Source organism: Bradyrhizobium sp. cf659 (genome assembly GCF_900113725.1).
GTDB lineage: Bacteria > Pseudomonadota > Alphaproteobacteria > Rhizobiales > Xanthobacteraceae > Bradyrhizobium.
Map to the genome: position 1 here is coordinate 1,038,411 of NZ_FOQJ01000001.1, position 16,520 is coordinate 1,054,930.

18 protein-coding genes are annotated in these 16,520 nt (G+C 66.4%); 6 read left to right on the plus strand and 12 right to left on the minus strand.

Features of this window, described 5'->3' with window-relative positions; all coding sequences use genetic code 11:
* Window positions 1-40: 40 nt before the first annotated feature.
* Together BM118_RS05170 and BM118_RS05185 are read left to right on the plus strand one after the other, a co-directional pair.
* Complete coding sequence (locus BM118_RS05170; protein WP_092182827.1) at window positions 41-262, plus strand: hypothetical protein; 222 nt, start codon at window positions 41-43, stop codon at window positions 260-262.
* A 1,083-nt stretch (window positions 263-1,345) separates the two neighbouring features.
* Window positions 1,346-2,551, plus strand: a complete 1,206-nt coding sequence (locus BM118_RS05185) for a hypothetical protein (RefSeq protein ID WP_092182829.1) — start codon at window positions 1,346-1,348, stop codon at window positions 2,549-2,551.
* On the opposite strand, the gene gmk is transcribed toward BM118_RS05185, so the two are convergent.
* The 9 genes from gmk to BM118_RS05230 form a co-directional block, all read right to left on the minus strand.
* Entirely contained in the window at window positions 2,484-3,143 is a 660-nt protein-coding gene (gene gmk, locus BM118_RS05190; protein ID WP_027542981.1) for a guanylate kinase, read from the minus strand. The genes BM118_RS05185 and gmk overlap by 68 nt on opposite strands.
* A 3-nt stretch (window positions 3,144-3,146) precedes the next feature.
* The gene (locus BM118_RS05195; RefSeq protein WP_092182831.1) at window positions 3,147-4,034 is read right to left on the minus strand and encodes a YicC/YloC family endoribonuclease; all 888 of its coding nucleotides are present in this window, start codon (window positions 4,032-4,034) and stop codon (window positions 3,147-3,149) included.
* Between the two features lie 116 nt (window positions 4,035-4,150).
* Window positions 4,151-5,428, minus strand: a complete 1,278-nt coding sequence (gene mltG, locus BM118_RS05200) for an endolytic transglycosylase MltG (protein ID WP_092182833.1) — start codon at window positions 5,426-5,428, stop codon at window positions 4,151-4,153.
* A gap of 125 nt (window positions 5,429-5,553) precedes the next feature.
* Window positions 5,554-6,819 carry a beta-ketoacyl-ACP synthase II gene (fabF, locus tag BM118_RS05205; RefSeq protein ID WP_092182835.1) on the minus strand — a complete coding sequence of 422 codons (1,266 nt, stop codon included), beginning with the start codon at window positions 6,817-6,819 and terminating at the stop codon, window positions 5,554-5,556.
* A gap of 108 nt (window positions 6,820-6,927) precedes the next feature.
* On the minus strand, window positions 6,928-7,167 hold the full coding sequence (locus BM118_RS05210; RefSeq protein ID WP_008130699.1) for an acyl carrier protein: 240 nt from the start codon (window positions 7,165-7,167) through the stop codon (window positions 6,928-6,930).
* A gap of 311 nt (window positions 7,168-7,478) precedes the next feature.
* Window positions 7,479-8,216: a 3-oxoacyl-[acyl-carrier-protein] reductase gene (fabG, locus tag BM118_RS05215; protein WP_092182837.1), complete on the minus strand. Its 738-nt coding sequence runs from the start codon at window positions 8,214-8,216 to the stop codon at window positions 7,479-7,481.
* Between the two features lie 102 nt (window positions 8,217-8,318).
* Complete coding sequence (fabD, locus tag BM118_RS05220) at window positions 8,319-9,278, minus strand: ACP S-malonyltransferase (RefSeq protein ID WP_092184273.1); 960 nt, start codon at window positions 9,276-9,278, stop codon at window positions 8,319-8,321.
* A gap of 172 nt (window positions 9,279-9,450) precedes the next feature.
* Window positions 9,451-10,476, minus strand: coding sequence for a fatty acid desaturase family protein (locus BM118_RS05225; RefSeq protein ID WP_092182839.1), 1,026 nt, complete (start codon window positions 10,474-10,476; stop codon window positions 9,451-9,453).
* A 3-nt stretch (window positions 10,477-10,479) separates the two neighbouring features.
* Window positions 10,480-11,187 (minus strand): TetR/AcrR family transcriptional regulator C-terminal domain-containing protein, encoded by a 708-nt coding sequence (locus BM118_RS05230; protein ID WP_092182841.1) that lies wholly within the window; start codon window positions 11,185-11,187, stop codon window positions 10,480-10,482.
* A 330-nt stretch (window positions 11,188-11,517) separates the two neighbouring features.
* Between BM118_RS05230 and rpsF the strand changes: the two genes are divergently transcribed.
* From rpsF to rplI, 4 genes are all read left to right on the plus strand, one after another.
* On the plus strand, window positions 11,518-12,018 hold the full coding sequence (rpsF, locus tag BM118_RS05235; protein ID WP_027542989.1) for a 30S ribosomal protein S6: 501 nt from the start codon (window positions 11,518-11,520) through the stop codon (window positions 12,016-12,018).
* A 5-nt stretch (window positions 12,019-12,023) separates the two neighbouring features.
* Entirely contained in the window at window positions 12,024-12,263 is a 240-nt protein-coding gene (gene rpsR / locus BM118_RS05240; protein WP_007592020.1) for a 30S ribosomal protein S18, read from the plus strand.
* Window positions 12,264-12,396: 133 nt separating this feature from the next.
* Window positions 12,397-13,374, plus strand: a complete 978-nt coding sequence (locus tag BM118_RS05245; protein WP_092182843.1) for a DUF2232 domain-containing protein — start codon at window positions 12,397-12,399, stop codon at window positions 13,372-13,374.
* Between the two features lie 50 nt (window positions 13,375-13,424).
* Window positions 13,425-14,030, plus strand: a complete 606-nt coding sequence (gene rplI / locus BM118_RS05250; protein ID WP_092182846.1) for a 50S ribosomal protein L9 — start codon at window positions 13,425-13,427, stop codon at window positions 14,028-14,030.
* 115 nt (window positions 14,031-14,145) lie between these two features.
* On the opposite strand, the gene BM118_RS05255 is transcribed toward rplI, so the two are convergent.
* The 3 genes from BM118_RS05255 to BM118_RS05265 all read right to left on the minus strand — a co-directional run bounded on the left by BM118_RS05255 (window position 14,146) and on the right by BM118_RS05265 (window position 16,324).
* On the minus strand, window positions 14,146-14,613 hold the full coding sequence (locus tag BM118_RS05255; protein ID WP_011086851.1) for a PaaI family thioesterase: 468 nt from the start codon (window positions 14,611-14,613) through the stop codon (window positions 14,146-14,148).
* A gap of 11 nt (window positions 14,614-14,624) precedes the next feature.
* On the minus strand, window positions 14,625-15,221 hold the full coding sequence (locus BM118_RS05260; protein ID WP_092182848.1) for a TetR/AcrR family transcriptional regulator: 597 nt from the start codon (window positions 15,219-15,221) through the stop codon (window positions 14,625-14,627).
* A 110-nt stretch (window positions 15,222-15,331) separates the two neighbouring features.
* Complete coding sequence (locus tag BM118_RS05265) at window positions 15,332-16,324, minus strand: hypothetical protein (RefSeq protein WP_177234030.1); 993 nt, start codon at window positions 16,322-16,324, stop codon at window positions 15,332-15,334.
* Between the last annotated feature and the right edge of the window lie 196 nt (window positions 16,325-16,520).

Genomic DNA, 16,520 nt, shown 5'->3' on the forward strand with positions numbered 1-16,520 from the left:
AGCGGAGGAACCTGCCGTCGATCGCACCGGTGGTACCAGCATGACCGATCCTGCATCACCCGCAAGGCCAGTCGCGGCCGCGATACGCTACCTCTCGATCATCGTCGGTTGCGCCTGCCTGCTGCTCGCGGCCGTCTGCTTCGCCATCGCGGCGCAGGTCTTCATTCAGGACGGCGTGTTCGCGCAATCCTACGTAATGGTAGGCCTCATCAGCGCCGCGCTGGGGCTGCTGGCGCTGACGCTGGCGCGCGTGTGGAAATAGGCTTCGCAGTTTCGCTCCTTCGCTTGGCTCCCGCCAGGAAGCCATCTCCCGCTCCGTCATTCCGGGATGCGTGCGCAAGCGCGCAGCCCCGGAATCCATCGGGCCGCATGTTCTGCCGCGCGATGGATTCCGGGCTCGCGCTTCGGCGCGCCCCGGAATGACGGACGAAGGTCGAAGCAGTGTCCCGCGACCCGTCGGGCAAGACACCCCAGTCAATACCTTCCCGCAAAAAATATTTCACTTTTCCGAATTTCGGATTTATGGCATACACGCCTCATCCCGGCCCTGCCAAAGGGGCCGTTCGCGACCGTCACGACATGCGGGCCGGGTGGCGGTGGACGCGGCAGCGTCGGCGCGGTCAGCGTGATGACAGGGCGGGCAACCGTGAGGCATCCACGCGACGCGGTACGACACGGCGCTGGTACAGCGGGCCCGTCGGTCGTCTTGGGTGAGCACACGCAAGCCCCTGATGATCGGGCGGGGCCGTCCGCGGACGGAGAAGTCGTGTGGTCCTGACGCCCGGGGTCTGTGCGTCAAGGCTCGCGGTGATGTGGCGGCCCGACCGGGCGCGCGCATCAGCGATCCGCGAGACGACGGGGGCAATAGTGCATCGCTCCCCGGGGAGAGCACGAAGGACACCGTTAAGACCATCCGCGCAGGGAAGGCCGGGCGACCGGCATCACCTGTGGTCCAAACCGTGTGCATTCCTTGTAGCGCACGGATCTCGGGTGCCGCCGGCGCCCGGCCTTCCCTGCGCCCTTTGGCCAAGAAGGGCGATGCGTTGAAGCAAGGCTCGGGCAGAACCTGTCGCGAGACTGTGGAGCCATGGGTCGCTGCCCGTTCCAGACGCCCCCCCTCGCCGCGTGCGGCGGTTCCAAGACCCTCCGCTGCTCCGACCGCTGCTCGGGAACCTGGAACTCGACAAGGCCATAGCGCCGGCAAAATGCCTGATTTCGCGGCGGAACGACCGCCGCGCAGGCCCGATTTAAGCCTCATCCTCTCCGGATTTGCGGCTCATTGCCACCCAACTCTTTGAAGAGAAAGGAATGGTTAAGAGTTGCGTCGCGTAATCGGGAGACCAGGATGGGCAACCGCACCGCAAAGTTCATATCCGCGCTTGTCGGCAGCATCATTGCCGGCGCGCCACTGGCTGCGGTGTCGCAGAACGCGCCGAGCGCATCGAGCACGGCCAATGCGGCCGCCGACTGCCTCGCCTCGCCGAAGAGCACCGCGCCGCAGGGACAGCACTGGCACTATCGCCTCGATCGCGCGACCAAGCGGCAGTGCTGGTACCTGCGTGCCGAAGGCGGCAAGGCGGCGCAGAGCGCGCAGGCGACGGCTGACACACCAAGCGCAGATTCAGCCGCAACGCCATCGGTGCAAAACGCCCGCGCGGAATACATTGCACCGCAGATCGGTGCCGCACCGGGCTCGCCGAACATGATTGCGCCTGCGCCGGCCGCAACAAGTGCACCGCCGGTCATGCAACAGCCGCCGGGCGCCATCGCCGACAACAACGCGCAACAGCCCGCCGTCGCCGCGCGCTGGCCCGATGCCTCCACGACATCCGCTGCGCCCGCGCCGCAGCCGGCACCCGCGACCCAGCCGAGCGCGAAGCCGGCAAAGGCCGGCGCCCCGGTGGTGCTCGCCGCGGCCGAATTTCCCGCCGACAAGCCAACCGGCTCGGTGCAGATGCTCCTGCTCGTGATCGGCGGCGCCTTGGCGATCGCCGGCATCCTCGCCAGCGTCATCTACCGCTTCGCCGGCGCGCGCGCGCGCGTCCGCGTCCAGGCGAACGACCACCGCCGCGTGAATTGGGACGATTGGGAGCCGCAGAGCCAGGACGAGGGCCGCGCGCCCTGGCTGAAAGCGAAGCCGGCCGTCACGCCGCGCGCGCAGCCGCCGCGCCCGATCGACTTCGATGCCGCACGGCCCCAGGCGACACAGCTCGCCGCGATCGACCGCAAGATCGATACGATCGAAGCGCACGAGCCGGCTGGCGTCGCAGAATCCGACGAGCCCGAGATCGCGGTATTCGACAGGGAATTCGAGATCGAGGCCCGTGCACCCCGGCTCGCAGCGGACCAGGCCGACAGCGATGAAGAGCCGGCTGGTCGCGATGAGGATGCGGTCGACATCGACATCATCACCGCGATGCTGGAACGGCTGGCGCAGGAAGGGCCGCGGCTGAAGCAGCCTGGCATTAGCTCCAAACTTGGCTCTAACCTTGGAGCTGGCCTTGCAAACCTCGCACGAAACCAACGAGGCCAATCCGCCGCTCGCGCTTGAGGCGCTCGGCCTTCAGGATCGATTGCACCTCGGCGAAGGCCTCGTCGACGTCGTGGTTGATGACGATGTAGTCGTACTCGGCCCAGTGGCTCATCTCGTGGCTGGCGCGGCTCATGCGCTTGCGGATCACCTCGTCGGAATCCTGCGCGCGCGAATGCAGCCGCTTCTCGAGATCGCCGGCCGACGGCGGCAGGATGAACACGCTGACGACGTCGGCACGCGCCTTCTCGCGCAGCTGCTGCGTGCCCTGCCAGTCGATGTCGAACAGCACGTCCTGCCCGGCCGATAGCGCCGCCTCGACCGGCGCGCGCGGCGTGCCGTAGCGGTTGTCGAACACGGTCGCCCATTCCAGCAGCTCGTCGTCCTTCACCATCGCCTCGAAGCGGGGCTTGTCGACGAACAGATAGTCGCGGCCGTCGACCTCGCCGGGCCGCATCGGCCGCGTGGTCGCCGAGACCGACATGCGCAGGCCCGGCATGCGCTCGATCAACAAACGCGACAGCGTCGTCTTGCCTGCGCCCGACGGCGAGGACAGCACGAACATCAATCCGCGCCGCTCGACACCGTCAGTTCCGTGACCGTCCGTCGTCATCGATCACTCCAGATTCTGGACCTGCTCGCGAAATTGCTCGACCACGTTCTTCATGGCGAGCCCCGTATTGGTGAGCTCGATGTCGTTCGACTTCGAGCAGCAGGTGTTGACCTCGCGGTGAAACTCCTGCGCCAGGAAGTCGAGCTTGCGCCCGATCGGGCCGCCCTTGCCGATCAGCTCGCGCGCCTGCGCGATATGCGAGGCGATGCGGTCGAGCTCCTCGCGGATGTCGGCCCTGGTCGCGATCAGGATCGCCTCCTGCATCAGGCGGTCGGAGTCGAAACGGTCGGAAGTGTCCAGCAGCGCAGCGATCTGCTCGGCGAGCCTGGCCTTGATCGCCTCGGGCTTGCGGCCCGGTGCGGCCTCGGCCTTCTTCGCCAGTTGCTCGACCTCGTCCACCCGCTGGGTCAGGATCTGGCCGAGCGAGGTCCCCTCGCGCTTGCGCATCTCGACGAGATCGGCGAGCGCCTTGTCGAAGGCTTCGGCCACAGCCGTGCGCGCCGCCTTGTCCTCCTCCTCGTCGCCCTCGGGCTCGGCGACCTCGACGACGCCCTTGATGGCAAGGAGGCCGTCGACGCTCGGCGCCACCGCATCGACCTTGCCGGCGATCACGGCGGCGGCCTTCAGGACGGCGTTGAGCACGTCCTCGTTGACGCGGACCGTGGCCGCGGCATTGGTGCGCTTGACGGTGAGATTGGCGTAGACGGTGCCGCGCGACAAAAGCTCGCCCGCGCGCTTCTTGGCATGCGCCTCGAGCTCGTCAAACCCCTGCGGCAGCCGCACCCTGAGGTCAAAGCCCTTGGCGTTGACCGACTTCAATTCCCATTCGAACGTGTACGGCCCGCTAGCGCCGTGGCTTCGGGCAAAGCCGGTCATGGACGACAGCGCCATCAGGTCAAATTCTCCAGAAACACAGGATTCGCGAGGCCATCAAGGCACGCGAATCTTAAGACTATTTTGCCGGAAAGTGGAATCCGCAAAGTCCGGTAGGCAGGTCTGCGCGCGGCCTAGCGCTGGACCACCGGCGGCGAGGGCTGCACCGCGCCCTGCCGGGCAGGAGCGGGACCAGCGGGGCGAGGAGCAGCCGGAGGCTTCTTCTGCTGGTTCGGCCGTGCCGGCGTGGTCGCGGTCGGCGTGTCGGCAGCGCCGGGCGCCGCGGCGGCCGGCGGCTGCGCATCCTCGGCCGGCTCGACCGTGTCGTTCTGGATCTGCTTCTCCATCGCGCGCAGCTTGGCGACGTTCTTCTGGTGCGCGTCGTAGGTCTCGGTGAAGGCATGCCCGCCGGTGCCATCGGCGACGAAATAGAGGTCGCGGGTGCGGGCCGGGTTGGCGGCGGCCTCGAGCGAGGCGCGGCCGGGATTGGAGATCGGGCCCGGCGGCAGGCCCTCGATCACATAGGTATTGTAGGGCGAGGGCTGCGTGATCTCGCTGCGCTTGATCGGGCGGCCCAGCGTGCCCTTGCCGCCGACAAGGCCATAGATGATGGTCGGATCGGACTGGAGCTTGATCTTCTGCTTCAGGCGATTGACGAACACCGCGGCGACGCGGCTGCGCTCGTCCGGCTTGCCGGTCTCCTTCTCGACGATCGAGGCCAGCGTCACCAGTTGCTCCGGAGTCTTGACCGGAATGTCCTGGCTGCGACGCTCCCAGATCTCGGCCAGCACGCGCTTGTGCGCCTGCTGCATGCGCTGGACCACCTGCTCGCGCGTGGTGCCGCGCGGGAACTTGTAGGTCTCGGGCAAGAGCGTGCCCTCGCGCGGCAGCTCGCGCACGCTGCCGGTGAAGATATCGTTGTCGGAGAGCCGTGCCACGATCTGCTCGGAGGTCAGGCCTTCGGGAATCGTGACCGCATGCTGCACCACCTTGCCCTCGACGATGGTGGCGATGACGTCGCGCAAGGACGCGTTCTTCTGGAACGAATACTCACCGGGCTTGAGGTCCGAACTCGCCTTCAGCGCGGCCACGCTTGCAATGAACACCCAGGGATTGACGTCGGTCACGCCTTCCCGGTTCAGCGTCTCGGCGATGTCGCGCTTGCCGGCGCGCTGCGGGATATTGACGATCTTGTCTTCCTTGAGCGGGCCCGGCGTTTCGAGCACCTGCCGGCCGTAGTAATAGGCGGCGCCCGCACCGATCATGGAGATCAGGAGGAGCGTGATGATGGCGTTGCCGACGATCACAAAGGGATTGCGCGCGCGGTCCGATCGCTTCGGCGGCGGCGGGACCTGCTCGGGCTCGAGCGCTGCCCGCGGACTCCGGGGCGAAATGGGCGGCCTTTCACTCATCGAAGCAACCTGAATCCTGCCGGTTCAATCGCGGCCTGACAATCGTTTGCCCTGCCAAATGCACGCGCCCACTACCATGACTATCGCCGAATACGGCAAAACGGTGGATTCGTTTCAAACGCAAACTAATTGACCAAACGGCGGACGATCACCGACGCGTTGGTACCGCCAAAACCGAAAGAATTCGACAACGCGACGTTGACCTCTCGCTTCTTCGCCGCGTGCGGCACGAGATCGATCGCAGTTTCGACCGACGGATTGTCGAGGTTGATGGTCGGCGGCACGACATTATCGCGAATCGCGAGAATGGCGAAGATCGCCTCGATCGCACCGGCCGCGCCGAGCAGATGGCCGGTCGACGATTTGGTCGAGGACATCGCGACCTTGGAGGCGGCATTGCCGAGCAGACGCTCGACCGCACCGAGCTCGATCTCGTCACCGAGCGGCGTCGAGGTGCCGTGCGCGTTGATGTAGTCGAGATCGGACGCCGTGAGGCCGGCGCGCTTCAGCGCTGCCGCCATGCTGCGGAAGCCGCCATCGCCGTCGGGCGACGGCGAGGTGATGTGATAGGCATCGCCCGACAGACCATAACCGATCACTTCGGCATAGATCCTGGCGCCGCGGCGCCTGGCGTGCTCGAGCTCTTCCAGGACGAGGACGCCGGCGCCCTCGCCCATCACGAAGCCGTCGCGATCCTTGTCGTAGGGACGCGAGGCCTTCTCGGGCGTCTCGTTGAAACCGGTCGAGAGCGCGCGCGCGGCGTTGAAGCCGGCAATGCCGATACGGCTGATCGGCGACTCGGCGCCACCGGCGACCATGACGTCGGCATCGCCCAGCGCGATCAGGCGGGCGGCATCGCCGACCGCATGTGCCCCGGTCGAGCAGGCCGTGACCACCGAATGGTTCGGCCCCTTCAGCCCGTGCGCGATCGAGACATAGCCCGAAGCGAGATTGATCAGGCGGCCCGGAATGAAGAAGGGCGACACCCGGCGCGGGCCGCGCTCCTTCAGCAGGATCGCGGTCTCGGCAATGCCGTTGAGGCCGCCGATGCCGGAACCGATCATGGTGCCGGTCGCGCACTTGTCCTCTTCGGTTTCGGGATGCCAGTTGGCATCGTCGAGCGCCTGGCCGGCCGCGGCCATGCCGAAGATGATGAAGTCGTCGACCTTGCGCTGGTCCTTCGGCTCCATCCACTTGTCGGGATTGAAGGTGTCGTTCGACCCGTCGCCGCGCACCACCGTGCAGGCGATCTTGGTCTGAAGATCGGAGACATCGAAGCTCTCGATCCTGCGCGCACCGCTTTCGCCGTTGAGGATGCGTTTCCAGGTCGGCTCGACGCCACAGCCGAGTGGCGAGACCATGCCGAGACCCGTGACGACAACCCGCCTCATATCCGAAAACTCCGCATCGAAAGATTCACGGCCAATAACAAGAAACCGGCTGACCGCTGCGAAGCGGCCCGTCCGGTTTCAATGTTGTCCCCGCGAAAATGAAGAGCCTTAGCTCTTCGCGTTCTTCTCGAGAAACTTCGTGGCGTCGCCGACGGTAAGAATCGTTTCCGCGGCGTCGTCCGGAATCTCGCAACCGAATTCTTCTTCGAACGCCATCACCAGCTCGACGGTGTCCAGACTGTCGGCGCCGAGGTCGTCGATGAAGCTCGCGGCGTCGACAACCTTCTCGGGTTCAACACCAAGGTGTTCGACCACGATCTTCTTAACCCGCTCGCCAATGTCACTCATTGCATAACCTCGTGTTGTTCCCTGTAGACCCGACCCCCCGGGACGATACGAGCCGTCGTGGTCGTTGACTGCCTTCGCTTACGAACTTTGATTTGGCCCCATCCTAACCGATGCAGGGCCCGGCGAACGACGGCCAAGGCTCCGCATCGCCAATATACAGGGTTTCAAAAACCTGCAATGGCGTTCTTTGCCCATCCGTTGAAGGTCCGGTTACCATACTTCAATTGCCTTGACTACAAGCCTCATTTCGCACCGGAAACGGCCGTTTGCCGCATCCCGCACCGCCATGTGGGCGGCACGGAACGAGGGCTTTAGATCATGGCCATGCCGCCGTTGACATGGATGGTTTGCCCGGTGACGTAGGCCGCTTCGTTTGAGCTCAGGTAGACGGCCGCGGCCGCGATGTCCTCGGGCGTCCCCAGCCGGGCTGCCGGAACCTTGGTCAGAATCGTCTCGCGCTGCTTGTCATTGAGCGCGTCCGTCATCGGCGTCTTGATGAAGCCGGGCGCGATGCAGTTGGCGGTGACGCCGCGCTTGGCGTATTCGGCACCCAGCGTCTTGATCATGCCGATCAAGCCTGCCTTCGACGCGGTGTAGTTGCCCTGCCCGGGATTACCGGTGACGCCGACCACCGAGGTGATGGCGATGATGCGGCCGAAGCGCTTGCGCATCATCAATTTGGTGGCGGCGCGCGCCAGGCGGAAGGTCGCGGTCAGATTGACGTTGATGACCTCGTCCCAATCCTCGTCGCGAAGCTGCACGAAGAGATTGTCGCGGGTGATGCCGGCATTGGCGACGAGGATGTCGACCTGGCCCATCGCGGCTTCCGCGGCGGGCACCAGCGCCTCGACCTCGTCGGCCTTGGACAGATTGCACGGCAGCACGAAGGTGCGCTCGCCGAGCCTGCCGGCAAGCTCATCCAGCACTTCCTTCCGCGTCCCTGATATCGCGACCGTGGCGCCCTGCGCGTGCAGCGCCTGCGCGATTGCGCCGCCGATGCCGCCGGTCGCGCCGGTGACGAGCGCCTTTTTGCCAGTCAGATCGAACATCGATAACTCCTTCAAAGCACGATCCGGAAAAGTGCGCAGCGGTTTTCCGGAAAGATCGTGCGCAAACTAAAGAACCAGAACGCGATGACGAATCATCGCGCTTCAGGCCTGCTTCGCAGCGGCCAGTGCATCCTTGGCGGCCGCAATGTCGTTCGGCCCGCTTACCGCGACACCGACGGCGCCGTCGGCGATACGCTTGACGAGACCCGTCAGCACCTTGCCCGCGCCGATCTCGAGGAAACGGGTAACGCCCTGCCCTGCCATATAGGCAACCGACTCGCGCCAGCGCACCGTTCCCGTGACCTGTTCGACCAGGCGGCGGCGGATCTCGTCGGGATCGGTGATGGCGCTCGCCAGCACGTTCGATACCAGCGGGGCTGCCGGGGCCTTGATCGTGACCTTGGCCAGCGCCTCCGCCATGGCGTCGGCAGCCGGCTGCATCAGCTTGCAATGGAAGGGTGCGGACACGGGCAGCAGCATCGCGCGCTTGGCCCCCTTGGTCTTGGCGATCTCGACGGCGCGATCGACCGCCGCCTTGTCGCCGGAGACGACCACCTGCCCGCCGCCATTGTCGTTGGCGGCCTGGCAGACCTGCCCCTGCGCCGCCTCGTTGGCGACCTCCATGGCGGCCTCGTAATCGAGACCAAGCAGCGCGGCCATCGCGCCGGCGCCGACCGGCACAGCTTTTTGCATTGCGAGACCGCGGGTGCGAAGCAGCCGCGCGGTGTCGGAAACCGTCAGGCTGCCGGCCGCGGCCAGCGCCGAATATTCACCGAGCGAGTGGCCGGCGACAAAGGCCGCGTCCCGCCCTACGGAAAAACCGGCTTCAGCCTCGAGCACGCGCAGGGTCGCAACGGAAACCGCCATAAGCGCCGGCTGGGCGTTTTCGGTGAGCTGGAGGGTTTCGGCCGGGCCATCCCAGATGGTGGCCGTCAACTTCTCCCCAAGCGCTGCATCGACCTCGTCGAATACGGCGCGCGCCACCGGGAAGGCGTCGGCCAGAGCCTTGCCCATGCCAACCGCCTGGGACCCCTGCCCCGGAAATGTGAATGCTGCCGTCATCGGCGCTCCCTGCTTGTCGAGCACGATCCCTGCGAGAACCGGCAGCCGATTACGCGCGGCCTTGGGCCATGGTTCCGGATCGTGCGTCAAAGGGGGCCGTAGACACCGTCCGGGCCTGCAATGTCAAGCCAGGATGGGAACCTTGACCGGCATCCAACTGGGGATGCCCCCCTTAAAACCCACCCGCCTTCTGATCTGCGCCGACTTCGGCGCCAGCCCGTGCACGGCGCGCGCTGCTGACCAATTGCCCCGGCCGGTCGTCACGGTTCGGCCTGGCGGTGGCGAGCCGCAGCACGGCGGCGTAGTTCGGCTGCACTTCCATGCGGCCGGCATGCCGGCTCGCGCTGAGCAGGCGATGGACCTTCGGCAGATTGTAGCAGGGCACGTAGAACAGGAGATGATGCTCAAGGTGATAGTTCACGTAATACGGCGCGACGAACAGGCGCTCGAGAAAATTGGCATGCGTGGTGCGGGTGTTGCGCAGGGGATCGCTGCTGTCGGGGACGACGGCATGCTCGGCGATGTTGCGGATGCGGGTGATGACCATCATCCAGGTCAGCAGCGGCACCAGCCATAGCAGCGGATAGGCCCACCACAGGCCGGCCGCCGCAAGCGCTGCGAACATCGCGGCATTGACGAGGCATTGCGGGCCGAGATTCTCCCAGAAATGCGCCACGCGCTGCCGCCACGGCAAGTCCTGCGGACCGAGGGCGTTGAGCAGTTGCGCCTTGCGCTGCTGGTAGCCGGTCTGCCCGGTGATGTCGCGAATGAACTTGCGGCGATAGCTCAGCTGCGTGATCGGAAATGGCGCCGACAGCACGAGATCGGGATCGTCCTCCTGCTGGGTCCGCGCGTGGTGCTGCAAGTGATAGCGGCGATAGGCGCGCGTCTCCGCAAAAACGGGATAGGCGCAGAACCACTGGCTCAGCGCCAGATTGGTACCCTCGTCGGCGGAGAGACAACCATGCGCGCCGTCGTGCATGAGGATCGACAGGCCCAGTTGGCGCGAGCCGATAATGGCGACGGCGAAGATATAAGTCAGCGGATTGGGCCACCACGCGACCAGCGCGATCGCGCCGATGATCAGCGCCCAGGCATGCGCGATCAGTGCGACACCCTTCCAGGTGACGCGCCGGCGCACGTCGACGAGCTGGTCCTCGGTCAGGAAATCGCGGGCACGCATGCGAAGCGCGGTCATGGCCTAGCTCTCCTCATCCGAAGTGATCGATGCGCCGCGGTCGTCGACGAGGCGCAGGCGCGCGGCGTCGCCGGCGGATTTCGCCTGCTCGCCAAGCACGCGCAGCATCTCGCCGCAGAGTTCATCCGGCGAGCGGCCCATGGCGTAGCCTTCGAGGATGACGCCGATGGCGACGGCCCAGAACCGCCGCGAGCTCTCGTCGGGCGCGCGCAGGGAACGCCAGCCATGGCGCGCGACCTGGCTCGCATAGGCCCGCGCGCCCTCGGCGTGCAGACGCTCGATGGTGCGCTCGACCAGCGGCGCGAGATCCTGGCGACGCCGCGTCAGCGTCAACGCTTCGGCGAAGAAGGCGACCGAATCGCTCGCCGTCACCGTCTCGGCCAGCGCGTGGGTGTAGTCCCGGGGCGTGCGCGCCTTCAGCGCAGCCTGCTCGGTCGCGCGGGCCAGATACAGGAGCTCGCGGCAGGCGCATTCGACGAACAGCGCCTCCTTGGTGCGGAAATAATAGGTGATCTGGCTCGGGAATGCGTCCGCGGCGGCGGCAATGTCGGTGATCGAGGCGCCCGACAGTCCCCGCTCCCGGAACAGCGGGCTTGCCGCATCCAGCAGCAGCGAGCGCATTTTGCGGCCGGCCGAGCGTGTGGCGCGCGCCGCATGCCTGGGGTCGCCGGCGGCCGACTCGGATGGGGCGTGGGCAGATTTGTCTGCCATTGGATCCTCCCGTTGATTTATTTGTATGCTATACAAACAAATAAATCAAGCTGAGGGGCCCGCCCCGTCCCCCCACGCGGGCGCCAAGGGCCGAAACCTGGCCCTCCAACCTTGCAAAGCCGGCCAAAATCCGTATAAGGCGCGCATCCGCAGACCCCGGCCGGGAGCTGAACGGACGGTCTCAACAAATCATTCGTGATTTTGGTGTGGCAGGGCCAGTCGGCCCGTCGTCCCGTGTTTCCGCCTTCTGAGCTTAATCCCAGAGTCCTTTCCGAAGGTCTCTTAAGGGCTTGACGCCGGGCGATGCGCCAACATGAGGAAAGGACTTCCATGCCTCTTTACGAGCATGTTTTTCTCGCGCGCCAAGACGCGAGCCCGCAGCAGGTCGAAGAGCTGACTGCGCAGATGACCGGCATTGTCGAGGGTCTCGGCGGCAAGATCACCAAGACCGAGAACTGGGGCGTTCGCTCCCTCACCTACCGCATGAACAAGAACCGCAAGGCGCACTTCGTGCTGCTCAACATCGACGCGCCGTCCGCGGCGATCGCCGAGATCGAGCGCCAGGAGCGCATCAGCGAAGACGTGATCCGCTATCTCAGCGTCCGCGTCGAGGAGCTCGAGGAAGGCCCGTCCGCGATGATGCGCAAGGCCGACCGCGACCGCGAGCGTGACGACCGTGGCGGCGGCTTCCGCGGCGAGCGCGAAGGCGGCTTCCGTGGCGACCGCGAGGGTGGTTTCCGTGGCGGCGATCGCGACGGTGGTGGCTTCCGCGGTGACCGCGGTCCGCGCCGTCCGCGCGAAGAAGCTGAAACCACGACGGATGGGGAGTAAGATCAATGGCTGAAGCTGGTGCACGCCGTCCGTTTTTCCGTCGTCGCAAGAGCTGCCCGTTCACGGGCGCCAATGCTCCGAAGATCGACTACAAGGACTCCAAGCTGCTGATGCGTTACGTCTCCGAGCGCGGCAAGATCGTGCCGAGCCGCATCACCGCGGTGTCCGCGAAGAAGCAGCGTGAGCTCGCCCGCGCCATCAAGCGCGCGCGCTTCCTGGGCCTGCTGCCCTACGTCATTCGCTAAGACGAATTCGGCCGGCGACGACATCGCCGCCGGCCGCACTCTCTAAGTTAAGTTTCATAAGGCTTCCGGGTCGTCCGGTCGCCGATGGTTGGGGCAAGACGCCTCTAACCGCTCGAAGGGAGCGGGACAGCTGATGATGGCCTTTGGACTGATAGCCCTGATCGCCGGCGCTGCGTCGGCCCTGATGTTCGCCTCGATCGTGTCGGGCGCGCTGATCTCGCTCGTCCTGTTCTATCTCGCACCGCTGCCGCTGATGGTCGCCGCGATCGGCTGGGGACCGCTCTGCGCGAGCCTTGGCGGCATCGCCGCCGCGATCGGCCTCGGCGCCCTGTTCGGCCTGCCCTACTGCATCGCGTTCGCGGTCACCGTCGCGCTGCCGGCCTGGTGGCTCGGCCATCTCGTCCTGCTCAGCCGGCAGGTGGGACAAGTCACGCCGGACGCCGCCACCGAGCCGCCGGCCGCGCCTGAGCTCGAGTGGTATCCGGTCGGCCGCATCCTGCTGTGGATCGCGGGCTTCGCCACACTGACCACGATCGCCGCCCTGCTCACGCTCGGCACCGACGCCGACACCATCATGGGCACGCTGCGGCGCGGCCTGATGCGCATCCTCCGCGCCACCGATCCGCAAGCCTCCGGTGAAGCCGACCAGTTCGTCGACGCGCTGGTGCGCATCGCGCCGGCCGCCGCCACCATCGTCGCAATGATGACGCTGACCCTCAACCTCTGGCTCAGTGCCAAGGTGACGGCGACGTCGGGCCGGCTGCGCCGCCCCTGGCCGGATCTGATGACGGCCGCGCTGCCGCCGATGACGCTCGTGGCGCTCTGCATCGCGCTCGCCTTCTGCTTCACCGGCGGGCTGCTGGCGATCGTCGCGCAGATCACAACGGCGGCGCTGATGATGAGTTACGCGCTCACCGGCTTTGCCGTGCTGCATACGCTGACGCTGGCGCTGAAGAGCCGCACCTTCTGGCTCGGCTCGACCTACGCCGTCGTCGTCGTGTTCGGATGGCCTGTCATCGCGATGGTGATCCTGGGCCTTGCGGACGCCGTGTTCGGCTTCCGCGAGCGCTTCCTGCGCAGCCGCCAGCCGCCGCCGCTGCCGACCCCTTAAGTCCAACCCTGAAACCCCGAACTCACAGAGCACTTCAAAGGAGAACGAATATGGAAGTCATTTTGCTGGAACGCGTCAACAAGCTCGGCCAGATGGGCGAAGTCGTGAAGGTTCGCGACGGCTACGCCCGCAATTTCCTGCTCAAGCGCGGCAAGGCATTGCGCGCCACCGCCGACAACCGCGCCAAGTACGACGGCATGAAGGCCGACCTCGAGGCCCGCAACCTCGCGTCCAAGGCCGAGGCGTCCAAGGTCGCCGAGAAGATCCAGGGCAAGAACATCATCGTGATCCGCCAGGCCTCGGAAGCCGGCCAGCTGTTCGGCTCGGTCAACGTGCGTGACATCGTCGTCGCGTTCGAAGCCGACGGCATCTCGCTCGCTCGCCCGCAGATCCAGCTCGACGCACCGATCAAGACCATCGGCAAGCACACCATCACCGTCGCCGTGCACCCCGAGGTCGAGGTCGAGATCACCGTCACGGTCGCGCGCAGCCAGGACGAAGCCGAGCGCATCAACCGCGGCGAGGACATCTCGACCCGCAACGAGGACCGCGATGCGGCCGCCGAGGCGATCGCCGCCGCCGGCGAGTTCTTCGATCCGGAAGCCCAGCCCGACGACGTCGAGCCGGCCCCGGCTGCGGAAGAGACCGAGAAGTAACTCCAACGTTGTCATTCCGGGATGGTCCGAAGGACCAGACCCGGAATCTCGAGATTCCGGGTTCAGCGCTGGCGCGCTGTCCCGGATGACGACCATGGGAATCAGCCCGGCCGCTTCAAGCGGCCGGGCTTTTCGTTTTGGCGGCGACGTCCTCGCTCAGCATCGCGATCGAGGCGAGCGCGGTTGCCGTATGCTTCTCGACACCGTCGCTGACACAGAACACGTCGGCCGCGACCACCGAGACCTGGCGCCCCGGCTTGATCACCCTTGCCCGGCAGATCAGCTTCTCGCCGACAGCAGGCGACAACAAATTGAGCTTGTACTCCGCCGTCAGCGCCGGCTGGCCGCGCGAGGTGGCGGCCGCGATCGTCGTGGCGTTGTCGACCAGAAAGGCGGTGACGCCGCCGTGGAAAAAGCCGTGCTGCTGAAGCAGTTCCGGCCGGCGCTCCACCGCGATCGTGCAGGTGCCGCGCGACAATTCCGAGAGCTCCGCGCCAACCAGGTTCATGAAGCCCTGGCGGCCGACATTGGCGTGGATGCGCTCGGCCACGGCCGCAAATTCCGGATCTGCTTCGGCTCGCATGACACCTCTCCTTATTGTTTGTTGATGCGATCGGGCGGCCGCAGCGCGCGGATGGCGCAAGCGACCAGCGTGTCGGCCTCGCTCCGCGGATCGGCACGATCGCGACCCGACAGGAACGCGCGGCAGAAGATTTGCGCCGGGCCGATGAGCTGGCTGATGAACGTCACCGGTGTCATCGGCAGAAGCTCGCCGCCGGCAACCAGCGGCGCGCGCCAGCGTTCGATGCCTTCGGCAAGGCGCGCATTCTGTGCGCGCTGGGCGTCGCGGACATCCTCGCCCCATTCGCTGCGCGAGATCTCGAAGAGATAGCGGGCCTCGCGCCGGCTCGAGACGACCCAGTCGAGATGCGCCCGGATCAGGCGATCGATGCCCTGCTCGGCGTCAGGCGCGGGATCGAGCGCGGCCAGCACTGCGGCGTGATAATGCCGCAGCACCTCCAGAAACAACGCGCCGGCCAGCTCCTTCTTCGATCCGAAGACGTGAAAGAAGCTGCCGTTCGAGGCGCGCGCTCTGGCGCGGATCGCAGCCACCGTCGCAGCCTCGAAGCCGACGCGGTCGAACACGAACAGCCCCGCCGCCAACAGGTCGTCACGCATGCTTGCCGACATCAGCGTCTCCTAGAGCACTACTCTAGAGTACTGCTCTAACCGCGGTCAAGGCGATGCGAAGGCCGCGATGAACGCGGCCCTCGCAACGCGATCTGAAAATGCTGGTTGGCTTAGCGCGAAATCGGCGGCGCCGGCGGTCCTGACGACTCCGCCGGCGGCGGGGCCGCAGCGGTCGCGGGCGGCGCCGGCTCCTGCGGCTTGGCCGCCGGTTCGGAGCTTGCGGCAGGCGCGGCGGGCTTGGGAGCCGCCTCTTCCGCCGCCTTGGGCGCGGCCGGCTCGGCGGGCTTCGCGGCGGCCTCCGGCGGGGCCGGCGTCACCTGCGGCACCAGGTCGGGCCGCAGCGCCGGAGCGTCGCTGCTGCGCGGCTCGACCTTGGCGCTCTCCGGCTTCGGCTCGGCGGGTTTCTCGGTCGCCTTCTCTGGCTTGGACTCGTCACGACCGGGTTCGACCTTGGCGCTCTCGGGCTTGGACTCGGCCTTCGGCTCGCTCTTCTTCTCTTCAGTGGCCGGCGCGGCGGCGTCGACCTTCGGCGCTTCCTCGGTCCCGGGCTTGCCGCGACGCTTGGCTTTGCGCCCCTCAGGCGCTGCCTGGCCCTCGGGCTTTAGACCTTCCCTGGCGCCCTCCTCGGCAGGCCGCGCGGCGCGCTTCTGACGCGCGCCCTCGGTCGCGGGAGCTGCAGCCTCACCTTCCGGCTTGGCCTCCTGGGAGCGCTGGCGACGGCCCTGATGCTCAGGCGACTGCGCAGGATTGGTGCTCGCTTCCTTGTCCTTGGCGCCGTCCTTCTTGTCCTTGCCGTCCTTGCCACCATCCTTGGCCTGGTAGCGGGTGTCGGTGGCGCCGTTCGAAACAAGGTAGGAAGCCAGCACGCCGGCCATGTCGGAGCTGGTGGTGTAGTGCTGACGCAGGAAACCCGGCAGCGAACCCGGCGCGACAGTCTTCAGCAGCCCCCTCGGGCTCTTGTGGCAGGCATTGCAGGTCTGCGCGAAGAGCTGGGATGGGGCCTTGCCGGCCTCGAGGTTCGTTGCCTGCGCAAGAACGGCATCGGCCGCGCCGAAGCCGATCAGAAGCACTACCGTCGCGAGGCTGAGCGCTCGGCTCGACATTCCCATCATCTCCATTGAATTTCCGCGGCGCGGCGGCGGGTCACCTTTTAGCGGATTGAGCCGCGAATGGAAGCAGGCTCCGCGCGCAAGGATGTGGTTAAGCGCTTTTGGAATATCGGCTTTGAATACAGCGCAATAGCGGGAGCGGACGACCCTCCCTAGATTTAGATGCAAACGCATAGGAACCAGAGCGGGA

What these genes read in the sequence shown, in the direction of transcription:
- BM118_RS05255 (WP_011086851.1), bottom strand. Translation starts at nt 14,613, where the DNA reads ATGCGAGCCGAAGCAGATCCGGAATTTGCGGCCGTGGCCGAGCGCATC.
- BM118_RS05230 (WP_092182841.1), bottom strand. Translation starts at nt 11,187, where the DNA reads ATGGCAGACAAATCTGCCCACGCCCCATCCGAGTCGGCCGCCGGCGAC.
- BM118_RS05265 (WP_177234030.1), bottom strand. Translation starts at nt 16,324, where the DNA reads ATGTCGAGCCGAGCGCTCAGCCTCGCGACGGTAGTGCTTCTGATCGGC.
- mltG (WP_092182833.1), bottom strand. Translation starts at nt 5,428, where the DNA reads ATGAGTGAAAGGCCGCCCATTTCGCCCCGGAGTCCGCGGGCAGCGCTC.
- rpsF (WP_027542989.1), top strand. Translation starts at nt 11,518, where the DNA reads ATGCCTCTTTACGAGCATGTTTTTCTCGCGCGCCAAGACGCGAGCCCG.
- BM118_RS05185 (WP_092182829.1), top strand. Translation starts at nt 1,346, where the DNA reads ATGGGCAACCGCACCGCAAAGTTCATATCCGCGCTTGTCGGCAGCATC.
- BM118_RS05195 (WP_092182831.1), bottom strand. Translation starts at nt 4,034, where the DNA reads ATGGCGCTGTCGTCCATGACCGGCTTTGCCCGAAGCCACGGCGCTAGC.
- gmk (WP_027542981.1), bottom strand. Translation starts at nt 3,143, where the DNA reads ATGACGACGGACGGTCACGGAACTGACGGTGTCGAGCGGCGCGGATTG.
- BM118_RS05170 (WP_092182827.1), top strand. Translation starts at nt 41, where the DNA reads ATGACCGATCCTGCATCACCCGCAAGGCCAGTCGCGGCCGCGATACGC.
- BM118_RS05225 (WP_092182839.1), bottom strand. Translation starts at nt 10,476, where the DNA reads ATGACCGCGCTTCGCATGCGTGCCCGCGATTTCCTGACCGAGGACCAG.
- fabG (WP_092182837.1), bottom strand. Translation starts at nt 8,216, where the DNA reads ATGTTCGATCTGACTGGCAAAAAGGCGCTCGTCACCGGCGCGACCGGC.
- BM118_RS05245 (WP_092182843.1), top strand. Translation starts at nt 12,397, where the DNA reads ATGATGGCCTTTGGACTGATAGCCCTGATCGCCGGCGCTGCGTCGGCC.
- BM118_RS05260 (WP_092182848.1), bottom strand. Translation starts at nt 15,221, where the DNA reads ATGTCGGCAAGCATGCGTGACGACCTGTTGGCGGCGGGGCTGTTCGTG.
- rpsR (WP_007592020.1), top strand. Translation starts at nt 12,024, where the DNA reads ATGGCTGAAGCTGGTGCACGCCGTCCGTTTTTCCGTCGTCGCAAGAGC.
- fabF (WP_092182835.1), bottom strand. Translation starts at nt 6,819, where the DNA reads ATGAGGCGGGTTGTCGTCACGGGTCTCGGCATGGTCTCGCCACTCGGC.
- fabD (WP_092184273.1), bottom strand. Translation starts at nt 9,278, where the DNA reads ATGACGGCAGCATTCACATTTCCGGGGCAGGGGTCCCAGGCGGTTGGC.
- rplI (WP_092182846.1), top strand. Translation starts at nt 13,425, where the DNA reads ATGGAAGTCATTTTGCTGGAACGCGTCAACAAGCTCGGCCAGATGGGC.
- BM118_RS05210 (WP_008130699.1), bottom strand. Translation starts at nt 7,167, where the DNA reads ATGAGTGACATTGGCGAGCGGGTTAAGAAGATCGTGGTCGAACACCTT.